Here is a 20,304-nt window from a genome sequence, read left to right on the forward strand (position 1 = left end):
GAGGGCTTTATGGCTACAAAGAAAGAAATTGAGCAGACCGAGGCGTTGCTTGCCGAACTCACCGAAGCGGGCGGCGTGGCGGGTTACGAGCGGGAGATTTCCGCAGTTCTCAGAAAGCATTTTGACAGGTTCGGGGCGGTTTCAAGCGACAGGATGGGCAGTCTTATATGCGCGGCGCGCGGCGCTCCGGAGTCGCCCAGGGTGATGCTGGCGAGTCACATGGATGAGATCGGCTTTATGATTCGCGCCGTCACGCCGGACGGGTTTTTGAAGTTCACGCCGCTCGGCGGCTGGTGGGATCAGGTTCTTCTCGCCCAGCGCGTCCTTATCAAGACCTCAAAGGGCGAGGTTGAGGGCGTCATAGGGGCAAAGCCGCCCCACCTTATACCGCAGGAAGACCGGAGCAAGATGGTGCAGAAAAAGAGCATGTATATAGACATCGGCGCGTCATCGGACAAAGAGGTTGAGAAAGCGGGCGTGAGGGTGGGAGACCCGGCTGTTCCGGTAAGCGGTTTCACAAAACTTGCGATTGATGGGGTGTATATGGCAAAGGCGTTTGATGACAGGGTGGGGTGCGCCGCGCTGATATCCGCTCTCGGCAGGTTGAAAAAGCCCCCGTGCGCGGTTTACGGGGTGGCCACCGTTCAGGAGGAGGTGGGCATTCGCGGGGCGACAACAAGCGCCCGCGCGGTTGACCCGGATGCGGCAATCATACTTGAATCGGACATTTCCGGCGATGTTCCGGGGATAAGCAATGAGGAGTCGTCCACAAAACTGGGCGGCGGCCCCTCGCTTCTGCTTTACGATGCGAGGATGATACCGAATCTCAAACTGCGCGACCTTGTGGTAAGCACGGCGAAAAAGGCGAAGATTCCTCTTCAGTTTGCCTCAATGGAAGGGGGCGCAACGGACGGCGGGGCGATACACTTGCACAAGCAGGGAGTTCCGACAGTCGTTCTCGGCGTTCCGACCCGGCACATACACAGTCACAACTCAATCATTCAGAGGAAGGACTTTGAGAACACTGTTAAGTTGGTTGTGGAAGTGGTGAAGAGGCTGGATAAGAAGATGGTTGACGGGCTTGCGGGGTGAGGGTGGTCCGTTACAATGGGGCTTGCTTTCTGGTTGAGTTGTTATGAGTTATGAAGCGGAACAACTTCAAAGATACAATATGCCTTCTCGGAAGGATATGGAAGAATCTTTGCTCAAAGCGATTTTCAACAATAACGGAGTTATAAGAGAATTCGGTTCAAGGGAGAGTGTAGTTGAAGAACTTGCTGATGAGTTTCATTTGAGCAAAGAGCAAAGAACCGCTTTTCTGGAAACAGTTTACAGAAAGGAAAACAGGGTGAAAAAACCAAATCTTTGGCACCGACTGTTATTTCGGGTAGCTAATAACTTGGCGGAGAGAAAATTTTTGTCCAGACCTACTCAGACTTTGAAGCTAACCAATAAAAAAGAATGGATGCTCACAGAGAAAGGTTTTGATAAGGTATTGAAAGTAATGGGAATGTCGGTCGAACATAAAGAAGACCTTCTTGTTAAATCTTTTGAAGTTGAAACATTTGCCAGAAAGTTAAAGAAAAAGAGCAAACCTACAAACTACAATCCTATAGGTGGAAAAAAGGAAGCGAAACAGTCACAAAGACTTATGAAAATAAGAAACAGAGGATTTAGACAGGCTGTTATTGAAGCATACGACTATAAGTGTGCTGTTTGCGGTTTGAAAATTTGTTCTCCAGCAAGCCACCAATGGGAAGTGGAAGCCGCCCATATAGTTCCTCATGGTTTTAATGGAAAAGATGACATCTGGAATGGTTTGTCTCTTTGCCGTTTTCATCATTGGTCTTTTGATGTTGGTTGGTACAGTTTTGATGAAAAATTTAATTTGGTTGTCTCTGGCAAGCTGGGAGATCTTCCCGATGATATGGGAAAGATTTGGAATTACGGGTTGTTAAAACAACTCTCAGCAAATAAAGATGGTGTGCAGCTTCCAAGGCAATCGAAGTTGTGGCCGGATTTGAATGCGGTCAAGTGGCATAGGGAAAATGTTTTTGGAGGGTGTGGTTAGAATGAAAGCACATACAAATTTCATCAGTCAAGGGATGGGTTCAGATTATGGTCAAACGACAGAGAAGTGAAAAAAGAATCATCTATTCCATCAATGTGGAAGATATTCAGACTGTTGCGGACGAAGTTTTGAAAAGGCCGTTAACAGAAGCAGAAATTGCGAAAATAGAGGACGCTGTTGGAGAAAACGTCTCTTGGTTTGATGCAATTGAACAGGCTATGATTGATAACAAATTAGTTTGATTGATGCCCTGCTTCCGCTTATTTCTTTCCCTCAAACGCCGCTTCTTCCCGTATGGTACTCCCCCGACCGGTTCTCCCAAGTAAAGCGTCTCTCCCTTCTCAACCGCCACACACTCGCCGAGTCCAGCGTGTTTCTCAAACTCGCTATCATCCTCGCAGAAATAAACCTTCCTTCAACTGTGGCAACATCGTAAAATAGTCTTGACCATTTTACGACATTGCTTAAAATGGTCAGGGTGAAACGGAGTTACCAAGCAATCATCGCGGATCATTTCGCCCGCCACCGGCAGATGGCATTCATCACCGGCCCCCGGCAGGTGGGCAAGACCACCCTGTCCATGTCCATCGGGAAACAGACAGACACCCGCTATCTTAACTGGGATGACCCGGAAGACAGAGACCTGCTGCTGACCGGGTCGGCCTCTATGGCGGAACACCTTGCTCTGGATAAAGCCCGCGCAAAGCCGCTTACTGTCATCTTTGATGAAATTCACAAATACTCCGGGTGGAAGCAGTTTGTTAAGGGGTTCTATGACCGCTATAAAGACCGCTGCAACATCATCGTAACCGGCAGCGCGCGTATGGACAGCTTCAGAAAAGGCGGAGACAGCCTTATGGGGCGGTATTTCAACTACCGCCTTCATCCGCTTTCAGTCGCGGAATTGCTGAACGGGCCGTCGCCGGAAAATGAATACGGCCCGCAAAGGAAACTGAGCGGCAAACAGTTTCAGGCATTGCTGCAATGGGGCGGGTTTCCGGACCCTTTCATAAAGAGGGACCAACGGTTCTACAACCGCTGGAGCCGGTTGCGTGAGCAACAACTCATCCGCGAGGATATCCGCGAGATGACACGGGTGCAGGAACTGGACCAGCTGGAGATGCTCGCGCTGTTGCTCAAAAACCAAGCCGGTCAACTGACCGGCTACACAAGCCTTGCGAAGAAAATCCGCGTGTCGGTTGACACCATACGCCGCTGGGTGCTTGTGCTGGAATCTCTTTATTACTGCTTTACGGTGCGACCATGGAGCAGGAACATAACGCGCTCCATATTGAAAGAGCCCAAATACTTTTTGTGGGATTGGTCACAATGTGATGACGAGGGCGCTCTGTGCGAAAACTTCATCGCCTCCCACTTGCTCAAAGCCGCGCATTTCTGGACTGACACCGGGCTCGGTAATTACGACCTGTATTATGTGCGCGACAAGGAAAAACGGGAGGTTGATTTTCTGGTTACGAAAAACCGCAAGCCGTGGATGCTGGTGGAGGCGAAAAAATCCTCCGGCGCGGCTCTGTCCCCCGGTCTCAGACACTTCAGCAAGGCGTTAAATGTCTCCCACGCATTTCAGGCGGTGGTTGACGATGACTATGAGGATGTGGATGTCTTTTCCTGCAAGACTCCCGTGATTGTTCCGGCGGGGACTTTACTGTCGCAACTTTGTTGACGGGGTTTCGCTCCCGCAGTTTTCAATAAGCCTCCCGCTCACTTTTTCCCTCCAAACGGGTCTTCCACTTCCGGATGCCACAGTTTGAAATGATTTTTATGCAACTCCGTGTAAGCCCCCGGCGGATAAAACTTGTCGTAAAAGTCCAGATCAAGATGATGCGCCTGAACCATAAAACGCAGAAACATCGGGTCTGAAAACGCGGGGAATCTCCCATAGGTGTCGTAAATGTAGTTGCAAATGTCCTTTACAACCTGAATCTCCTTTTTCCCCGGACGGACGGTCTCCTCGTAAACGCCCTGCGGGTTTGTGTAGGGCATGTTTTTCTTCTCCCAGTTGCTCCATTTCATATCGTTGAACGCCTCAACCGCCTCGCCCATGTCTTTGTAATAGGGCGGGCAGAAGCCGTGAAACAGCCCGTCTTTGCCCACCGCAACCGGATTGGGATTCGCCGTTTCCCCGCTAGGTTCGGGCTTGGTGAAAGTAAAGCCGAGACCCTCAAAATCATCCGACATTCCAAGCACAAACGGGCTTGCAAAACCGCTGAACAGCCACCCGCCGAGGCCGAGAGTCTGAAGCGTCAAAACCATGTTCTGCCCCAGAAACGCCTGCTCCGCTATGAACCCGTTGGCAAAACGCAACTCCGCCTCTATCAGCGGCATGGTCTTGTTTTTGTCTATGAAGCCGCTTTCAATCCACTTTTGCGTTCCCGGCGGCTTCATGCCGCGCAACTCGTCCGCAAAATTGAACCTGTGCCCCTCGCGCATGTAGAAGAAATACAGGTTGATGATGCAGGAGGTAAGGTCGGTTACCGGCATAAAGACGGTTGTTCCGGGCTTGTTCACATTCCACAGGTTGTGCGTGGCAAGCCCCGGCGGCCGGTCGGGAATGTCCGCACGGCCTTCGCCCGTCTTTATTCTTGACTCCCTGAACAGACGCACGATTTCATCAACCCTCTTTTCAAAAGGCATCGCCTCAAGCCCCTTGAAATCATCCGGCTTCATATCGTGCATCTTTATCATGTATGAGCCGCTGTCATTCGTGTAGAAAAGCTCCGTCCGGTGCACGTCCCCCAGGGCGGGGATGGTTTTGCTTGTGAACTGAACCTCAAGGTCAAGCCCGAGGTGCGGCGGGAAGTCGGACAGGTTGATGTTCTTTATGCCGAGACCCGTCCATACGATGATTGCCTCCTCAAGTTCGGAAAGCGGCAGCGCCTTGTGGCGCGATTTATACTTGAGCGGGCCCTCGGTTATCTCCATTCCGAGACCAAACCGCCGCGACCGCCTCTCAAATACGGTGTCAAAGAAGCCGTGCCGCACGGCCTCGTGAAGTCCTTTCGGATAACGGTCATTCATGGGGATGATTTTATGCTAAAAACCGGCAAATCCGCAAACCGCGCCCCCGTCCGTGATAAAGTTTTGTCCGTGCCCGCCCCGAATGTTTTTGAAAACCCCGGCCGCTTCGGCGGCAAAACCGCAATTGTTGACACCGAAGGCGAATGCTCCTACGCATTGCTTGACGATATGTCGCGCCGCGCTGCGGGGGCGCTGCTTGAGATTGCGGGCTCGCGGGATTTGGCGGAGCGGCGCGTGGCGTTTCTCGTTCCGAAGGGCAGGGAGTATGCAGCCCTCAAAATCGGAATATGGAGGGCGGGCGGCGTTTCAGTCCCGCTGTGCCCCGACCACCCCCCGGCGGAGACAGCCCGCGCCGTCCGCGATTGCGACCCCTTTGCGGTGGTCTGCCACCCGGCGTTTGAGCCCGCAGCGCGGAAGATTTGTTCCGGCGGAGGGGCGGTTTTTGCGCTTGCAGGTGAGTTGCTGTCCGCCGCTCCCGCGCCGTCTCTTCCTGATGTAGACCCTTCGCGCCGGGCGATGATCATCCGCACAAGCGGAACAACCTCCGCGCCCAAGGGGGTTGTTACCACCCATGCCAATATAAACGCTCAGGCGCGCGCCATGATAAGCGCGTGGGAGTGGACGGAAGATGACGCGGTTTTGAACGTTCTGCCCCTTCACCACCTGCACGGGATTTTGAACCTTCTGCTGTGCCCGCTCGCCGTGGGGGCGACATGCGAAATGGCGGATTTTGACGCCCGCGCCGTCTGGAAAAGGTTTGAGCGGGGCGGCATAACGGTCTTTATGGCCGTTCCCACCATTTACGCAAAACTCTCCGACGCTTGGGACGCAATGGATGAAAGTGAAAAAAAAGCGGCGGGAGACTCTTGCCGCGCAATGCGTCTGATGGTTTCGGGCTCCGCTCCGCTCACTGTCGGGCTGATTTCCCGGTGGCGCGGCATAAGCGGCCACACACTGCTTGAGAGATACGGCATGACCGAGACCGGCATGATTCTCTCCGCCCCCCTCAGGGGGGAGAGGAAACCGGGCTTTGTCGGCAGGCCGATGCCGGGCGTTGAGGCGGCGGTTTTCAACTCCGGCGGCGAGCCCGCCGCAGCGGGCGAAGAGGGCGAGATACGGGTGAGGGGGGAAAACGTGTTCCTTGAATACCACAACAACCCGCAGGCCACCTCGGAGGCGTTTGAAAACGGCTGGTTCAAAACCGGAGACATCGCCCGGACGGACGGCGGGGGGGATTTCCGGATATTGGGCAGGCGGTCTGTGGACATCATCAAAACCGGCGGATACAAGGTCTCCGCCCTTGAGGTGGAAAGCGAGATACTTGAGAGCCCCGATGTGGCGCGCTGCGCCGTTGTGGGGGTGGAGGATGAGGTATGGGGGCAGAGGGTGGCCGCCGCGATTGTGCCGCAGCCGGGGCGGGCGTTTGACGGGGACGGCCTCAGGCGGCGTCTCAAAGAGCGCCTTGCCCCGTATAAAGTGCCTTCGCTGTTTGAGGTTGTGGACGAACTGCCGGAGAACGCCCTCGGCAAGGTTTTGAAGCCGGAGGTTTCGCGCATCTGGGAAGGCGGCGGAGGCGGCGGCAAGGGCGGGGCGATAGACCCGGCGAGCCATTTTGACAGGGAGCGCGCCGGGGCTTATGACCGCAGGGTCAGAATTCTGATTCCCGCCTATGACGCGCTTCAGGAACTTGCCGCCTCCCTGCTTGGGAGCGTCCTTGCCGGGGGCGCAAGGGTTCTTGTCGCCGGCGCGGGAACGGGCAACGAGGCGGTTTCCCTTGCGTCCGCCAATCCCGGCTGGACGGTAACCGGGTTTGACCCGGCGGGGGAGATGGTGAGGATTGCAAGGGCGAAGGTGGAAAAGCGGGGGCTTGGCGGGCGCGTCCGCCTGATTGAAGGTTTTGCGGACGCGCTTGAAAAGGGGGAGATTTTTGACGCCGCCACCGCCATACTGGTAATGCACTTTCTGCCCGATGACGGCTCAAAGGACGCATTCGCGCTGGAGATTTCAAAACGTTTGAAACCGGGCGCGCCGTTTGTCCTTGCCGACCTTGAGGGCGACCCCTCTTCGGACGGTTTCGCCGCCCTGGTGGGGGCGTGGAGACGCCGCATGCGGTCTCTTGAAGTTGAGGCGGACAAGGTTGAGGAAACCATGACGAACATAATGAAAAACGTGAAGTTTGTTCCCGAAAGCAGATTGCGCGAAATACTTGAAAACGCGGGATTTGAGCCGCCCGTAAAGTTCTTCGGGGGCTATCTTGCGGGCGGATACTTCGCGGTAAAATCCTGAAATTTTGTGTATGGTCTCCCTGAAATGAGCGATTTTTCACCGGAACAGAAACTGCGGGAGATGGGAATTGTCCTGCCCGGAGTTCCGTCCCCTGCGGGCTCTTACCGGCCTTGCGTCCGTTCGGGGCGGCTTGTTTTTATTTCCGGGCAACTGCCGCTTAAAGACGGGAAACTGCTGTTTGAGGGGCTTGTCGGCGGCGGGGTTTCCGTTGAGCAGGCGGTGCTGTGCGCCCGTCAGGCGGCGGTGAACTGCCTTGCCGTCCTCAGCGCGGAGGCGGGCGGCCTCGGAGCGGTCGGGAGGATTGTGAAGGTTACGGGGTATGTGGCTTCGGCGGCGGGTTTTGTCCGGCAGGCCGATATTGTGAACGGCGCGTCCGACCTGTTTGCGGAGGTGTTCGGGGAGAGGGGACGCCACTCAAGGGCGGCGGTCGGGGCAAGCGCGCTGCCCCTCGGCGCTCCGGTTGAGATTGAAGCCGTGGCGGAAGTCCGGGACGGATGAGAAGTTGCAATCTCCGGACGGACTGCCTGCCCGCCGGGGTTGACGCCGCCGGGGTGTGCGAATTTCTCCGGCGGTTCGGGTTTGAGGCGCGTCCGGCGGGAGAGTTGTTTGAAGGCGCGCGCTCCGAGGCGGAGTTTCTCGCCTCCATACGCATAAGGGATTTTGAAAAGCCGCTTGACGTCCCGGCGCGGCCTTCCGGCGGCGGGGTGAACGGGGAGTTGTGCGTGATTGCCTCCCGCGCCGCCGACCCCCGGGCGGCTTATGACGGTTTCTGGTTTCAGAGGGAGGCGCACCGCATCTGCGCGAATTCCTCAAAGCCCGGCGCGGCAAATCTGGTATGCACGGGGCGGCTTCTCTGCACATACGGGCGGGGCAGGTATCACGCGCGGACGGTTGTTATGGGAGACGCGCCTTCCGTTCAGGTGGTTTCGTCCGAAGGCGTGCTTGAGGGCCCGGCAAAGCCGCCCGAATACTACTGGGCCAAGGCGAGGATGCTTCAGGAGGGCGCGGCGGACGAAAAGGCCCTTTCCGTTCTTGACGAGGTTTTTGAGGGCGGGTTTGTAAGGCGGTCGGGCGGTTTGCTCGGTCGCGCGGTGGCGGCCTACTGCCTTCAGCCGCTTATGTATTTTTTCTTTGGAAGGGAGTTCTGCGGCGACCCGCAGTGCAGTTTGTTCAATTCTCACCGGCAGTCCGAGGTGCTGGCCGCGCAGGCGAAGGGGCGGCTGTGCGCCGGGTGTGAAAAGGTGTTGGAGAGGGGAGGGGTTACCCTTCCATCTTTCTGAGCGTTTCAATCGCCACGCGGGCGGCCTTCTTTCCGGAGAGCAGCATCCCCCCGAATGTGGGTCCCATTCTGGGCAGTCCGTATGTGGTGTTGACGGACATTCCGCAGGCTATGAGGCCGGGGTGAACCTCTCCGGTGTATTCAACAAGGGCGTCTTCCGCTTTTTCCACCCACATTGAGCCGTGCCCCGGCAGTTCTTTGTAAAGCCCCTGCTGTGAGAGGCGCGACACCGCATAGGCGTCATGCCCGGTTGCGTCAATAACCAGTTTTGATTCTATGGATATCGGGTCAAGGCAGGTTATTTCCTTGGGCACATTGGCTATGGGCGTCCAGTTGATGACGATTCCGGCGACCCGCCCGTCCTCTCTCAGAACCAGGTCGTCAAACATCGTCATGTTTCTTATTGTCACGCCTGCCTCGCAGGTCATTGCTATGAGTTTTGAACACGCATAAGGGGCGTCCACGAGAAAATGCCCTTTGGAGACCTCCTCGTAGGGAACTTCTATTTCGTCCAGAACGGTTTCCCCCGGAGCGCGCACGCTCGCCTTGTTCATAAGGTAGCCGCCTATCCAGAAGCCGCCGCCGAGCGAGTTCAGACGCTCAACCAGCAGCACCTTGTATTTTGCAAGCGCAATGTCTTTTGCGGCGACAAGCCCGCTGGGGCCCGCCCCGACGACTATCACGTCGCTCTCCGTGTATTCAAGAAACTCGCGGGAAAACCCCTCAACGATTGCCCTTGTAACCTCTTTTTCCCCGACCGGGGCAAACTTCACTTTTCCGTTTCCGTCTTCAGCCATTGTTGTGCTCCTCTTCTTCCGCGCCGGTTTCCGCCTGTTCAACATTCTCCGCCGTTTCCGTTTCCGTCTGTTCCGCAACGGATTCTGCGCCTGAATCCGCCGCCTCTTCTCCGGGCTGCTCCGCTTCCGTCTGCTCCGCCTCCGGTTGCTCCGGCGCGGATTGCGCGGGCTCTGTTTCCGCAGACTCCGTAGGCTCCGCGTCCGGGGCTGCTTCCTCCGCAACCTCCTCGGTTTCGCCCTCCGTCTCCGGTTGTTCCGTTGCGGTTTCCGCCGCCGTTCCGTCTCCGGCGTCCGTCTCCGCCGCCGCTTCCGCCGTTTCAGTCTCCGTCTGCTCCGGCGGGGCCTCCATGGCCGCTTCCTCATCAATCTCCTCTTCTTTGTCCGGTTTTATGTCAACAATCACGGTCGCTTTTATATGCCCCTTGATCCTCACGGGCACATCGTGCGTTCCCACGGATTTGATGTTTTTCTCAAGCAGTATGTTCCTTTTTTCCACCGTGATGCCGTGCTGCTCTTTCAGCGCGTCCGCTATTGTCTGGGCGGTTACCGAGCCGAACATTTTCTCCCCGCTACTGACTTTGAACTCCATGGTGATGACCTTTCCCTCTATGTCGCCCGCCGTCCTTTCAGCGTCCGCAATGACCTTTTCGCGTTTCAGCCTCAGGTTTTCAAGCCGCTTTTCCCAGTCTCTGATGTTGGTGGCGGTCGCCTCAATAGCCAGACTTTTCGGGATGAGGTAGTTGCGCGCAAGACCGTTTTTCACGACCTTTATCTCGCCCGCGAAACCGATGTCGTCTATGTCCGATGTCAGGATGACTTTCATTTCCGTCCCGCTACCTGTGAAGGGTTGTGTAAGGCAAAAGAGCCATAAAGCGCGCCCGCTTGATGGCGACCGCAATCCTTCTCTGCTCCTTGGCGTTCAAGCCCGTCCCCCTTTTGGAGATAATCTTCTTCCTCTCGGTGATGAACTGCGAAAGCAGCTCGGTGTCCTTGTAGTCTATTCTCCTGCCCTCTTTGGCAAGGTTGCGGACCTTCTTTCCCCTTTTCCTGTTGTGCCTTCTCTGGTTGTGGCTTCTCATTTCCGCTCTCCCTCCTTCTCCCTGCGGGCGGACTTCCAGGGGCTTGAGCCCTCATCGGACGCCCTTCCGTTCCGCTGTCCCGAAGAGCGCCTCTGCCCTCCGCCCTCTCTTTCTCTCGTGTGCCCTCCGCGCCCGTCTCGCCCTTCGTTTTCAACCGGAGGGGGGGCGGGCGGCTTTTCAGGCTCTCTGCCGTGCGCCTGGTCTTCACCCACGGACACGGTTATAAACCGCATGATATCGCTTTTGTAAAATCCCAGATGTTTCTCAAGCGCGGCGGGCGCGCCGGGAAGGGCCTTGTATGTGAGAATGTGGTATGCGCCGCGCCTGTAGCCCCGCACTTCGTAGGCGAGGTCGCGCTCGTCCCATTTCTCGTTGCGGATGGTCTCGGCCTCATTTTCCTTGAGCGCCGCGGCCAGTTTGCCCTGTATGGCGGAAAGCTCGTCCTCCCCTATGTCCGGCCGGACAAGGTAGAGGGTCTCGTAAAAGTTGCGTTTGTCAGTCAAATGTTTCCTCCTGCTTTGGTCTTGCGCCCGCGCGCCTCATCAATATCGGAGCGCGGGAACAGGCAAGAAAGACCGCGCCTATTATAACCACAGGCGCGTCCGGGTCAAACGTCTCACAGCATAAGCGGCGCGATGACGAGCGACACGATGGACATCAGCTTGATGAGAATGTTCATCGCGGGCCCCGAAGTGTCTTTGAACGGGTCTCCGATGGTGTCTCCCACGACCGCCGCCTTGTGCGCCTCAGAGCCCTTGCCTCCGAGGTTGCCCTCTTCTATGTACTTTTTGGCGTTGTCCCATGCGCCGCCGGAGTTCGCCATAAGAAGCGCAAGCATAACGCCCGTTACCACCGCGCCCGCAAGAAATCCGCCGAGCGCCTCTTTGCCGAGCGCAAGCCCCACCGCTATCGGGGCGACAATCGCAACAACGCTGGGCGCTATCATCTCGCGCAGAGAGGCGTCCGTGCTGATGCTGACGCATGTGGAGTAGTCCGGCTTGGTCTCGCCCTCAAGAATTCCCTTGATCTCCCTGAACTGCCGCCTCACTTCCTCAACCATCTTCTGCGCCGACCTTCCGACCGCGCCCATGGTGAGAGCGCCGATGAGAAACGGCATCGTTCCGCCCACAAGCATCCCGATCACCACATCGGGGCGCGAGATGTCTATTGACTCAAGCCCCACGGCGTTCACATATGCGGCAAAGAGCGCAAGCGCGGAAAGCGCCGCAGAGCCGATGGCAAACCCCTTGCCGATTGCGGCGGTGGTGTTTCCGAGGGAGTCAAGTTTGTCGGTGATCTTTCTCACATCCTCTCCGAGCCCCCCCATTTCCGCTATGCCGCCCGCGTTGTCCGCAACGGGGCCGTAGGCGTCAACCGACATGGTCATCCCGATGGTCGCAAGCATGCTGACCGCCGCTATGCCTATTCCGTAAAGCCCCGCGCAGTAATACGCGCCGCCGATTGCCACCGCGATTGTAAGCACGGGCGCGGTCGTGCTGTACATGCCGACCGCAAGCCCCTCTATGATGTTTGTCGCCACGCCGGTTTCAGACGCTTCGGCAATCTTCCTGACCGGGGACGCCGAGGTGTAATACTCCGTTATGCGCCCTATCACAACGCCAGAGAAAAGACCCAGAACCGAGGCGAGGAAAATCCCCATGGCGCTCAGGGTCAAAACCTCTCCCGCGTTTCCGAAGCCGTGAAAGCCGCTTGCGTCAAGCGCGGTGCTTTTTGCAAGAAGCAGCAGCCCCGCAAGCGACAGCCCTACGTAAACCACCCCCGCTATGATTGTTGACCAGCGCAGAACGAGTTGCGGCTCGGAGTTTTTCAGCCACCCGACCGACTGCGCCCCTATAAGAGAGGACAAACTTCCGAGCAGTATCAGGCCGAGCGGAACGGACATAAGGATTGAAGTGTCAACATACGCTCCCGCCCCCGATATAAAACTTGTTGACGCGGCTATCACCACGGTGGCGATAACAGCCCCCACGTAGGACTCAAACAGGTCCGCCCCCATTCCGGCCACGTCTCCCACGTTGTCTCCCACATTGTCCGCTATGGTTGCCGGGTTTCGCGGGTCATCTTCGGGAATGCCCGCCTCAACCTTGCCGACAAGGTCCGCGCCCACATCAGCCGCTTTTGTGTAAATCCCGCCGCCGATTCTGGCAAACAGGGCGACCGTGCTTGCGCCCATGGCAAACCCGCCTATGATTTCGGCAAAGGCGAAGTTGTCTCCGGTTCCGAGAACCACAAAGGCGACCGCGAGCCCCAGAAGGCCGAGCCCTGCCACGGAGAGCCCCATGACGTTTCCGCCTTTGAAAGCGGCTTCAAGGGCTTTTCCCTGCCCGCCGCTTGCCGCCGCCTGCGCGGTTCGGACATTCGCCTTCGTGGCGGATTTCATCCCGAAAAATCCCGCAAGCACGCTGCACGCCGCCCCGCCGACATACGCAACTCCCGTCTCAAGCCCGATGAAGTATGAGACGCAGGCGAAAACCGCCGCAACAAATAACAGAATAATTCTGTATTCCCTTTTGAGAAACACCATCGCCCCTTCGTGAATGGCTTCGGATATTTCCCTCATCCTGTCGCTTCCCACGGGAAGCCCGCTCAAGCCGCGGTAGACCACATAGGCGTAGAGCAGAACAACCGCTCCGACCGCTATTCCGGCAATTCCCGCCGTGCTTGCATCAAAATTTGCCAACATCTTTTATCCTCCGTTGTGTTGTTTTTGGTTTGTGTTGTATCGGTTCATGACGCTTTCCACGCCTTTGGACGCCATCTCAATCACCGCGTCCGCGGCTCTTGACACTGAATCCTCCACTGCCCCGGTTTCCTCCCGGGTGAATCCTGAAAGAACGTAATCGGCGGTGTCCACACCGGCGGGGGGGCGTCCCACGCCCACTCTCAGCCTTGCGAAACCGCTTCCTATTTTGCCCGCAACGGACTTGACGCCGTTGTGCCCCGCGCTTCCGCCGCCCGTTTTCACCTGAATGCGCCCCACGGGCAAATCAACCTCGTCATGCGCCACAACGGCGGCGTCCGTGTTTAATCCGTAAAATCCCATTATCTTTCTGACCGGCTCTCCGCTGTTGTTCATAAATGTCTGCGGCTTGAAAAGTATCAGTTTTGTTTCGCCGCAAAAACCGCTTCCGCACTCTCCGTCAAACTGTTTGCCCGAAATCCCGATGCCGGTTTTTTCCGCAACTTTCTCAACCACCATAAACCCGGCGTTGTGCCTGCTGTTTGCGTAACGCAAGCCCGGATTGCCGAGACCGACCACCAGAAAAACCACCGTGCGCCTATTCTCCTTCGCCTTCCTTCGCGGGGGTTTCCTCCCCGGTCTTCTCCTCCTCCTCTCCGGCGGTCTCCCCGTCCGCCTCCTCCCCCTCTTCGCCGTCTCCGGTTTTCTGGGCGGCGGCTTCGGAGATGGCCGCTCTGGGCGCTATGACCATAACGACCGGGTCATCCGGATTGTTCAAAACTTCAATGCTTTCGTCAAAGTTCAAGTCTCTCACATGAAGGGAGTCGCCTATGCAGACCTCGGTGATGTCAACCTCTATTTTGCTTGGTATGTTTTCGGGCAGGCATCTGACCCTGAGGGTTCTTTCAATCTCCTCAAGTATGCCTCCGTCCCTGATGCCCTGAGACCTTCCCGTGAACTCAACCGGAACTTCAACCACCAGCGCGGTGTCGGGGTCTATTGAGTGAAAGTCCAGATGGATGGTTTTCCCGGTAAGCGGGTCTTTCTGCACGTCTTTGATGATGGACAGGGCGGGTTTGTCTCCCGAATTTTCTATGCTGACCTCAAGAAGGGTGTTTCTCTGTGATTCGGTGGAGAGGGCTTTTTTCAGGTCTTCCGGCTCAACCTCCACGCTCACCGGGCTTATTCCCTTTCCGTAGATGACCGCCGGAATTTTCTTCTCCCTGCGGACTCCGGCGGCGCCGGACTTGCCGACTCTATCCCTTTTTTTCACGGTCAGACTGCTTGTCGCCATTGCTTGATGTTCCTTGCCCGGTCGGCTTTCTTCAATTAAACAGGGGGCTTATGGACTCCCCTTTTGCCACTCTGCGGATGGACTCTCCTATCAGGTCCGCCATGCACAGGACGGTCAGTTTATCACATTTTTTCATTTTTTCTTCCTGCGGGATGGTATTTGTTACAATCACCTCGTCAAGCGCCGATGAGTTGATTCTGTCAATGGCCGGTCCCGACAGTATGCCGTGCGTGCAGCACAGGGAGACGCTCAGCGCCCCCTCGTTCATAAGGATTTCAGCCGCCTGAGTGGCCGTTCCGGCGGTGTCAACCATGTCGTCAACGATTATGACGTGCCTGTCTTTCACTTCGCCGATAATGTAGTCCACATCCGCCACATTGGGCGCGGTGCGCCGTTTTGTGGTCATTGCGATATCCAGGCGCATTCTGTCCGCATAAAAGCGCGCTCTTTCCATTCCGCCCGCGTCCGGCGAGACCACCACGGCGTTTTTTCCCTCAAACCTTCCGTTCAGGTAGTTGATAATCACCGGGGAGGCGTAGAGGTGGTCAACCGGAACATCAAAGAAGCCCTGTATCTGTCCGGCGTGAAGGTCTATGGTCATCACCCGCCTCACTCCCGCGTTGACGACCGTGTCGGCTATCAGTTTGGCGGAGATGGGCCCGCGCGGTTTCACCTTTCTGTCCTGCCGGGAGTATCCGTAGTAGGGCATCACGGCGGTTATGGAGGCGGCGGAGGCGCGTTTGAGGGCGTCCGTTATTATCAGCAGTTCCATAAGGTTCTCGTTGACGGGCGGGCATGTGGACTGCACCACAAACACGTCCGCCCCGCGCACGCTTTCCACAATCTCGGCGTAGATTTCGCCGTCGCTGAACCGGTGAATGTTGATTTCCCCCGGTTTCACGCCAATCTTTTCGCAGATTGACTCAAAAAGCGGGGTGTTGGAGTTGCCGCTGAAAACCTTTATCTCTTCGTTAGAACCGGACATTGCAATCCCGTAAAGCCCGCTTTGTGGGCGGGGGCTTTAAGTATAGGGGGAAGGGGGGATTATGCAAGAGGGACGCTACAGATTATAATATGGGAAACGGAGGAGTTGAGATGAGTGATAAACTTGCTGAGATTGTTGATGAAATAAACAAGAAGATAGACAAATATGAGATAGGGGGTTTCCACGCTTGGCGCAAAAGACAGAACCCAAAACTTGTGGGCGGTAAATTTCTTATGCCGAGTAATGGTAAGACTTGGACGGCGCACCGGGGTGGGAGGTTGGAATTACAATATAATGTTGGAATACGGAAAGACGAAAATGAGTTCCGCTATGGAGTGGCGTTTTCTTTCAGAAAGTCTAAAACTTATCAGTTTCAGGACCTTAGAAAGCATTTAGAGCCTAAAGTTCAAAAATTTAATCAGTATGTCAGTTCTCACCCTGACCTTCTTGAAGAAATGGTTTGTTTTCGATATGATGAGGCGAAAGGAAAACGTTTTTTACTGAAAGACTCTATTCCGAATAATCTGGTCAAAGAAGGAGTTTTCATCTTTTTCGGAAAAACTTGCAAAGTTAATGAGAGAAATTATGACGAAATTTTGAGAACTTTTGACCGCCTTTTTCCGCTTTACAAAGTCTGTGGAGCCAAAATGCCACTTGTTGAGGGCGAGGATAATAAGAGGGAAGGTGTTTCTTCTAACCCCGGATTTAACCCGACATCTCGGTCAACAGAAAGAACAATTCAAGAAAGGACAATTCAGACTGAAGAAAGGCATGACAAGATTAAAGACCTCCTGTATAAAAAGAAAGTAAGAGAACACGGTAAGCAAAATGTGGATACGGAGTGGCGTACGGATAATGGTCAAAGTGTTGATTTAGTGGTTCTACAAGGTTCCAAACGCTGGTTTTATGAGATAAAAGTGCAAGATAATGACCGCCTATGTATCCGCGAAGCCATGGGGCAACTGCTTGAATATTCATACTGGCCGGGTTGTGAAGTGGCGGAGCGTCTCATAGTCGTGGGAGAACCAAAACTTACAAAAAAGGGCGAGGCATACTTGAAAACACTACGGGAGAAATTCAACATTCCCGTATTCTACGAACAAATCACTTTATAGGTCGTATATGTCATTTTCAGTTGCTGGACACCTTGCCTATGCTTCGTTACAAATAAGACCTTGCTTTCGGAAGCAGGTCAAACTTTTCCTTAAACTCTTTCTCGCTCATCTTTTCCGCCCATAAAAGATTTATACTCATTTCATTTGTCGCTTCATCAACTTTCACCGCTTCCAGATCAAGCAGTTTTTTGAAATCCCTTTGTATGGCATTGTCAAGTTTCTTCAGTCCCGAATACAAAGACCTGCTCACCGCCTCTTTTGCAAAATCTTCCGCCGGAAGAGAGCCCTTTTCAAGCAGTATGTTCAAAAGACGCATCTGCCTCTCCGCAATCACCCGTTTCCTCGGACTCTCAAGCTTGCCGAACAACTCATGCATCCGCTCGCGGAAAAGCGACTTGCGGAGATGAAGGGCTATCTCCCCGGCGGCCCTTTTGCAGAGGGTCTTTATTCCCCTCAACCCGAATTTCACAAAGTCCGTCAGGTCTCCGTGTTTTCCGGCGGTTTCGCTTAAAACCTTCAAATACTCGGCATTGTTTTCATAGTAAAAATTGGAAACCGGTATGAAAATCTCTTCCTGCAACCCCGCCTTGCGGAGCATAAACGCCTCCGCCGCCCTTGCGGTTCTGCCGTTTCCGTCAAGAAAAGGGTGAATTGCCGCAAGATGGTAATGAACGGCAAGGGACTGAATCAGCGGGTCATGGCTTCCGAATTCCCTTGACGCCGCCCTTACAAGTTCCTCAAGCGCCTCCCCGCACTCATTTCCGCCCTCCGCGCCCCGATGCTGCGGCAAGCCGAAAATCACATTCTGCCCGCTTCTCCGCAACGCGCCCGGCTCGCAATGGTCATCATCGCAACCCCTGACAATCCGCCTGTGAATCTCTTTTATCAAATCGCCGCCAAACGGATAGCCGGACGGCAACGCGGTAAGCCACCTGTAGGTTTGCTCCGCCGCTCTTGCCTGCCGCTGGGAATGGGTCAGCCCGTATTCGGCGGAGGTTTCCCTGAGCGCCTCGTCAAGTTCGTCTTCGGTGAACTCCGCGCCCTCTATGCGCGATGTTCCCGCCGCTTCGCGCCTTAACTGCTCCGCTTTCCACCGCTCCGTGTAGTCGCGTGTGCGGGGCAGAAGTTTCAAGGTTTCAACCGCCGCCTTCGCCTCGGCAAGAGGGGTCGCAACCTCCTTGAAGTCGTAACTGATCCAATCTGCGGGTTTTCCGTATTTTATGACGCTCATTGTGAGGTCATAAGGTAGTTCATTGTCAGTTCATTGTCAACTCATTGGAAAAAATATCTTTATGTATCAAATAGTTATAGCGCATATACACAGTTTCATTGTCAGTTCATTGTCAACTCATTATAACTTCATTGTCATTTCCGAAACTTCCCGAAATCCACCTCGCGCTTCTCCACAAACGCGTCCACACCCTCTTTTGACTCCTCGGTCAGGTGAAACAACTCAAGGGAGCTCAGCCCCATGCGGGATATGCCGAATATGCTGTCGGTGTCCGCATTGAAGGAGTATTTTGCCATCTTCAGGGCGGTGGGGCTTTTCTCAAGAATTTCATCACACCAGCGGTCAACCTCGGCGTTCAGGTCTTTTTCCGGCACGACCGCGTTCACAAGACCCATCTCAAGCGCCTCGCGGGCGGAATACTTTCTGCACAGATACCACATCTCCCTTGCCTTCTTCTCACCCACTATCCTTGCCAGATAGGCGGTCCCGAAACCCGCATCCACGCTTCCGACCCTCGGCCCCACCTGCCCGAAAACGGCGGTCTCCGCCGCAATTGTCAAATCACACACCACCTGAAGCACGTTGCCGCCGCCTATGGCGTATCCGCTCACGGCGGCAATAACGGGCTTTGGAATGTTGCGTATTATGTAGTGCAGTTTTGCCACATACGCGCCCACGCCAAGAAGTTTTGCGTCCGGCTTGCCCTTTTTCGCCTTCTGGTCGCCGCCCGTGGAAAACGCCCTGCCTCCCGCGCCGGAAATGACCACAACACCCACCTTTTTGTCCTTCCACGCATCCGTCAGCGCCTCTATCATCTCGCGGAGCGTTACAGCCCTGAAAGCGTTCAGAACACGCGGGCGGTTTATTGTTATGAGGGCGCGCCCGCGTGTTTTTGAATATTTTATGTCCTTGAAATCAGCCGCCATACCACTTGACCGCCGGGACGCCGGAGATGTTGACCGTTTTTGTCTCAAGATAGTTCTCAAGTCCCTCCGCTCCCAGTTCCTTTCCGAAACCGCTCTGCTTGAATCCGCCGTAGGGCGTCTGGGGGATGATTCCGCCGTAGGTGTTCACCCACACATAACCGGCCTCCACCGCGCGCGCGCACCTCATCGCGCGGTTTATGTCTTTTGTCCACACGCCGCCCGCAAGTCCGTAGCCGGTGTCGTTGGCAATTTTGAGCGCCTCCCCCTCGGTCTTGAAACTCATCACGGCAACCACGGGCCCGAAGATCTCCGTCTGCGCGGCCACATTTCCGGGGCGGACGTCCCCAAGAACGGTGGGCTTGAAGAAATACCCCGCGCCGCGCCGCCTCCCGCCGCCGCAAAGCACCCGCGCGCCGCCGCTCACCGCCTCCCTAACGCAGCCCTCAACCTTGTCCAGATGCTCCCGCGAGATCAGCGCGCCCATCTCCGTTGCGGGAGAAAGGGGGTCTCCCGTCTTTATCTTTTCCACCCTTTTAATGTAGGCGTTCAGAAACTTCCGGCGGATGCTTTCGTGCAAAAGCAGTTTTGTTACCGCCGTGCAGTTCTGCCCCTGATTGAAGAAGCCGCCCCTCAGGCACGCCTCAACCGCGCCGCCGATGTCCGCGTCCTCAAAAACAATGCAGGACGCCTTTCCCCCAAGTTCAAGGGAGACGCGCTTTACCCCCCCGGCGGCGGCCTCCATAACGGCTTTGCCCGTGGCGGTTGAGCCGGTAAACGCAATCTTTGCGACCCCCGGATGGCGGCACAGCGCATCGCCCGCCTCCGCGCCCGCTCCGGTAAGAACATTCAGAACGCCGGGGGGCAGCCCCGCCTTGTCCGCAAACAGCCCGGCAATTTTTGTGATGGCGACCGAAGTCAGTTCGGACGGCTTGACGACAACCGTGCACCCGGCGGCAAGCGCGGCGGCGATTTTCCAGAACGCAAGCAAAACGGGAAAGTTCCACGGCACGATTTGCGCCGCCACACCCACGGGCTCTTTTATGGTGAAAGAGGCCTGCCCCTCGGAGGTTTCCATTGCCTCCCCGCATATCCCGTGAGCAAGCCCGGCGAAGTATTCAAGCGTTTTCACCGAGCCGCCGATCTCAACCAGTTTGCTCTCCCGGACGGGCTTGCCGGTCTCCCGCGTGTTGATGAGGGCGAGGCGCTCCGAGTTTTTCTCCAACACCCCGGCCATTTTGAGCAGTGTTTTGGCTCTCTGCGGCGCGGGAGTGCGCCGCCACCCGTCAAACGCCTTTTGCGCCGCCCTGACGGCGGCGTCCGCCTCGGCGCGCCCGCAGAGCGCCACCTCCGCAAACGGGGTTTCGGTGGCGGGGTTCTCCCGCGCAAAATAGTTTCCGCCGCGCGGCCTGACCTCCCTGCCGCCTATGAACGGGTTGCATTTGACTGCCCTCGGCATTGTGTAAAGAGTATTGTCTGTGAAAGCCTCCAATGCAAGGGCGGG

General features: G+C 55.9%; 20 protein-coding genes. 8 read left to right on the plus strand and 12 right to left on the minus strand.

What is annotated here, in order from left to right; translation table 11 throughout:
- The first annotated feature begins 9 nt into the window (after positions 1-9).
- From OXF42_07395 to OXF42_07410, 4 genes are all read left to right on the plus strand, one after another.
- The gene (locus OXF42_07395) at positions 10-1,092 is read left to right on the plus strand and encodes a M42 family metallopeptidase (GenBank protein MCY4047909.1); all 1,083 of its coding nucleotides are present in this window, start codon (positions 10-12) and stop codon (positions 1,090-1,092) included.
- 43 nt (positions 1,093-1,135) lie between these two features.
- Positions 1,136-2,071: an HNH endonuclease gene (locus OXF42_07400; protein MCY4047910.1), complete on the plus strand. Its 936-nt coding sequence runs from the start codon at positions 1,136-1,138 to the stop codon at positions 2,069-2,071.
- Positions 2,072-2,166: 95 nt separating this feature from the next.
- Positions 2,167-2,313, plus strand: a complete 147-nt coding sequence (locus tag OXF42_07405; GenBank protein MCY4047911.1) for a hypothetical protein — start codon at positions 2,167-2,169, stop codon at positions 2,311-2,313.
- A 227-nt stretch (positions 2,314-2,540) separates the two neighbouring features.
- On the plus strand, positions 2,541-3,755 hold the full coding sequence (locus tag OXF42_07410) for an ATP-binding protein (protein MCY4047912.1): 1,215 nt from the start codon (positions 2,541-2,543) through the stop codon (positions 3,753-3,755).
- A gap of 38 nt (positions 3,756-3,793) precedes the next feature.
- On the opposite strand, the gene OXF42_07415 is transcribed toward OXF42_07410, so the two are convergent.
- On the minus strand, positions 3,794-5,110 hold the full coding sequence (locus OXF42_07415; protein ID MCY4047913.1) for a hypothetical protein: 1,317 nt from the start codon (positions 5,108-5,110) through the stop codon (positions 3,794-3,796).
- A gap of 12 nt (positions 5,111-5,122) precedes the next feature.
- Between OXF42_07415 and OXF42_07420 the strand changes: the two genes are divergently transcribed.
- Genes OXF42_07420 through OXF42_07430 form a run of 3 tightly spaced genes read left to right on the plus strand, consistent with a single transcriptional unit; the run spans position 5,123 to position 8,676 of the window.
- Complete coding sequence (locus tag OXF42_07420; protein ID MCY4047914.1) at positions 5,123-7,396, plus strand: AMP-binding protein; 2,274 nt, start codon at positions 5,123-5,125, stop codon at positions 7,394-7,396.
- A 24-nt stretch (positions 7,397-7,420) separates the two neighbouring features.
- Positions 7,421-7,894, plus strand: coding sequence for a RidA family protein (locus tag OXF42_07425; protein ID MCY4047915.1), 474 nt, complete (start codon positions 7,421-7,423; stop codon positions 7,892-7,894).
- Positions 7,891-8,676, plus strand: a complete 786-nt coding sequence (locus OXF42_07430) for a hypothetical protein (protein ID MCY4047916.1) — start codon at positions 7,891-7,893, stop codon at positions 8,674-8,676. Before OXF42_07425 ends, OXF42_07430 begins: the two co-directional genes overlap by 4 nt.
- Here OXF42_07430 and OXF42_07435 read toward each other — a convergent pair.
- From OXF42_07435 to OXF42_07470, 8 genes are all read right to left on the minus strand, one after another.
- Positions 8,657-9,472: a sulfide-dependent adenosine diphosphate thiazole synthase gene (locus tag OXF42_07435; protein MCY4047917.1), complete on the minus strand. Its 816-nt coding sequence runs from the start codon at positions 9,470-9,472 to the stop codon at positions 8,657-8,659. The two genes, OXF42_07430 and OXF42_07435, sit on opposite strands and share 20 nt — an antisense overlap.
- Positions 9,465-10,295: a 50S ribosomal protein L9 gene (rplI, locus tag OXF42_07440; GenBank protein MCY4047918.1), complete on the minus strand. Its 831-nt coding sequence runs from the start codon at positions 10,293-10,295 to the stop codon at positions 9,465-9,467. Before rplI ends, OXF42_07435 begins: the two co-directional genes overlap by 8 nt.
- A gap of 10 nt (positions 10,296-10,305) precedes the next feature.
- Entirely contained in the window at positions 10,306-10,551 is a 246-nt protein-coding gene (rpsR, locus tag OXF42_07445) for a 30S ribosomal protein S18 (protein ID MCY4047919.1), read from the minus strand.
- Positions 10,548-11,054 (minus strand): 30S ribosomal protein S6, encoded by a 507-nt coding sequence (locus tag OXF42_07450; GenBank protein MCY4047920.1) that lies wholly within the window; start codon positions 11,052-11,054, stop codon positions 10,548-10,550. Before OXF42_07450 ends, rpsR begins: the two co-directional genes overlap by 4 nt.
- A 113-nt stretch (positions 11,055-11,167) precedes the next feature.
- Positions 11,168-13,252: a sodium-translocating pyrophosphatase gene (locus OXF42_07455; GenBank protein MCY4047921.1), complete on the minus strand. Its 2,085-nt coding sequence runs from the start codon at positions 13,250-13,252 to the stop codon at positions 11,168-11,170.
- Between the two features lie 6 nt (positions 13,253-13,258).
- The gene (gene pth, locus OXF42_07460; protein ID MCY4047922.1) at positions 13,259-13,843 is read right to left on the minus strand and encodes an aminoacyl-tRNA hydrolase; all 585 of its coding nucleotides are present in this window, start codon (positions 13,841-13,843) and stop codon (positions 13,259-13,261) included.
- Positions 13,844-13,850: 7 nt separating this feature from the next.
- Entirely contained in the window at positions 13,851-14,546 is a 696-nt protein-coding gene (locus tag OXF42_07465; protein MCY4047923.1) for a 50S ribosomal protein L25/general stress protein Ctc, read from the minus strand.
- Positions 14,547-14,577: 31 nt separating this feature from the next.
- Positions 14,578-15,531, minus strand: coding sequence for a ribose-phosphate pyrophosphokinase (locus OXF42_07470; protein MCY4047924.1), 954 nt, complete (start codon positions 15,529-15,531; stop codon positions 14,578-14,580).
- A 110-nt stretch (positions 15,532-15,641) separates the two neighbouring features.
- Between OXF42_07470 and OXF42_07475 the strand changes: the two genes are divergently transcribed.
- Positions 15,642-16,646 carry a hypothetical protein gene (locus OXF42_07475; protein MCY4047925.1) on the plus strand — a complete coding sequence of 335 codons (1,005 nt, stop codon included), beginning with the start codon at positions 15,642-15,644 and terminating at the stop codon, positions 16,644-16,646.
- A gap of 46 nt (positions 16,647-16,692) precedes the next feature.
- Here OXF42_07475 and OXF42_07480 read toward each other — a convergent pair whose 3' ends face one another.
- The 3 genes from OXF42_07480 to OXF42_07490 form a co-directional block, all read right to left on the minus strand.
- Positions 16,693-17,877 (minus strand): Fic family protein, encoded by a 1,185-nt coding sequence (locus OXF42_07480; protein ID MCY4047926.1) that lies wholly within the window; start codon positions 17,875-17,877, stop codon positions 16,693-16,695.
- 134 nt (positions 17,878-18,011) lie between these two features.
- Positions 18,012-18,803 (minus strand): enoyl-CoA hydratase-related protein, encoded by a 792-nt coding sequence (locus OXF42_07485; protein ID MCY4047927.1) that lies wholly within the window; start codon positions 18,801-18,803, stop codon positions 18,012-18,014.
- Positions 18,793-20,259, minus strand: coding sequence for an aldehyde dehydrogenase family protein (locus OXF42_07490; GenBank protein MCY4047928.1), 1,467 nt, complete (start codon positions 20,257-20,259; stop codon positions 18,793-18,795). The genes OXF42_07485 and OXF42_07490 overlap by 11 nt, the downstream gene beginning before the upstream one ends.
- Positions 20,260-20,304: the final 45 nt, after the last annotated feature.

It is taken from the genome of Candidatus Dadabacteria bacterium (assembly GCA_026708565.1).
Classification (GTDB): domain Bacteria; phylum Desulfobacterota_D; class UBA1144; order Nemesobacterales; family Mycalebacteriaceae; genus Mycalebacterium.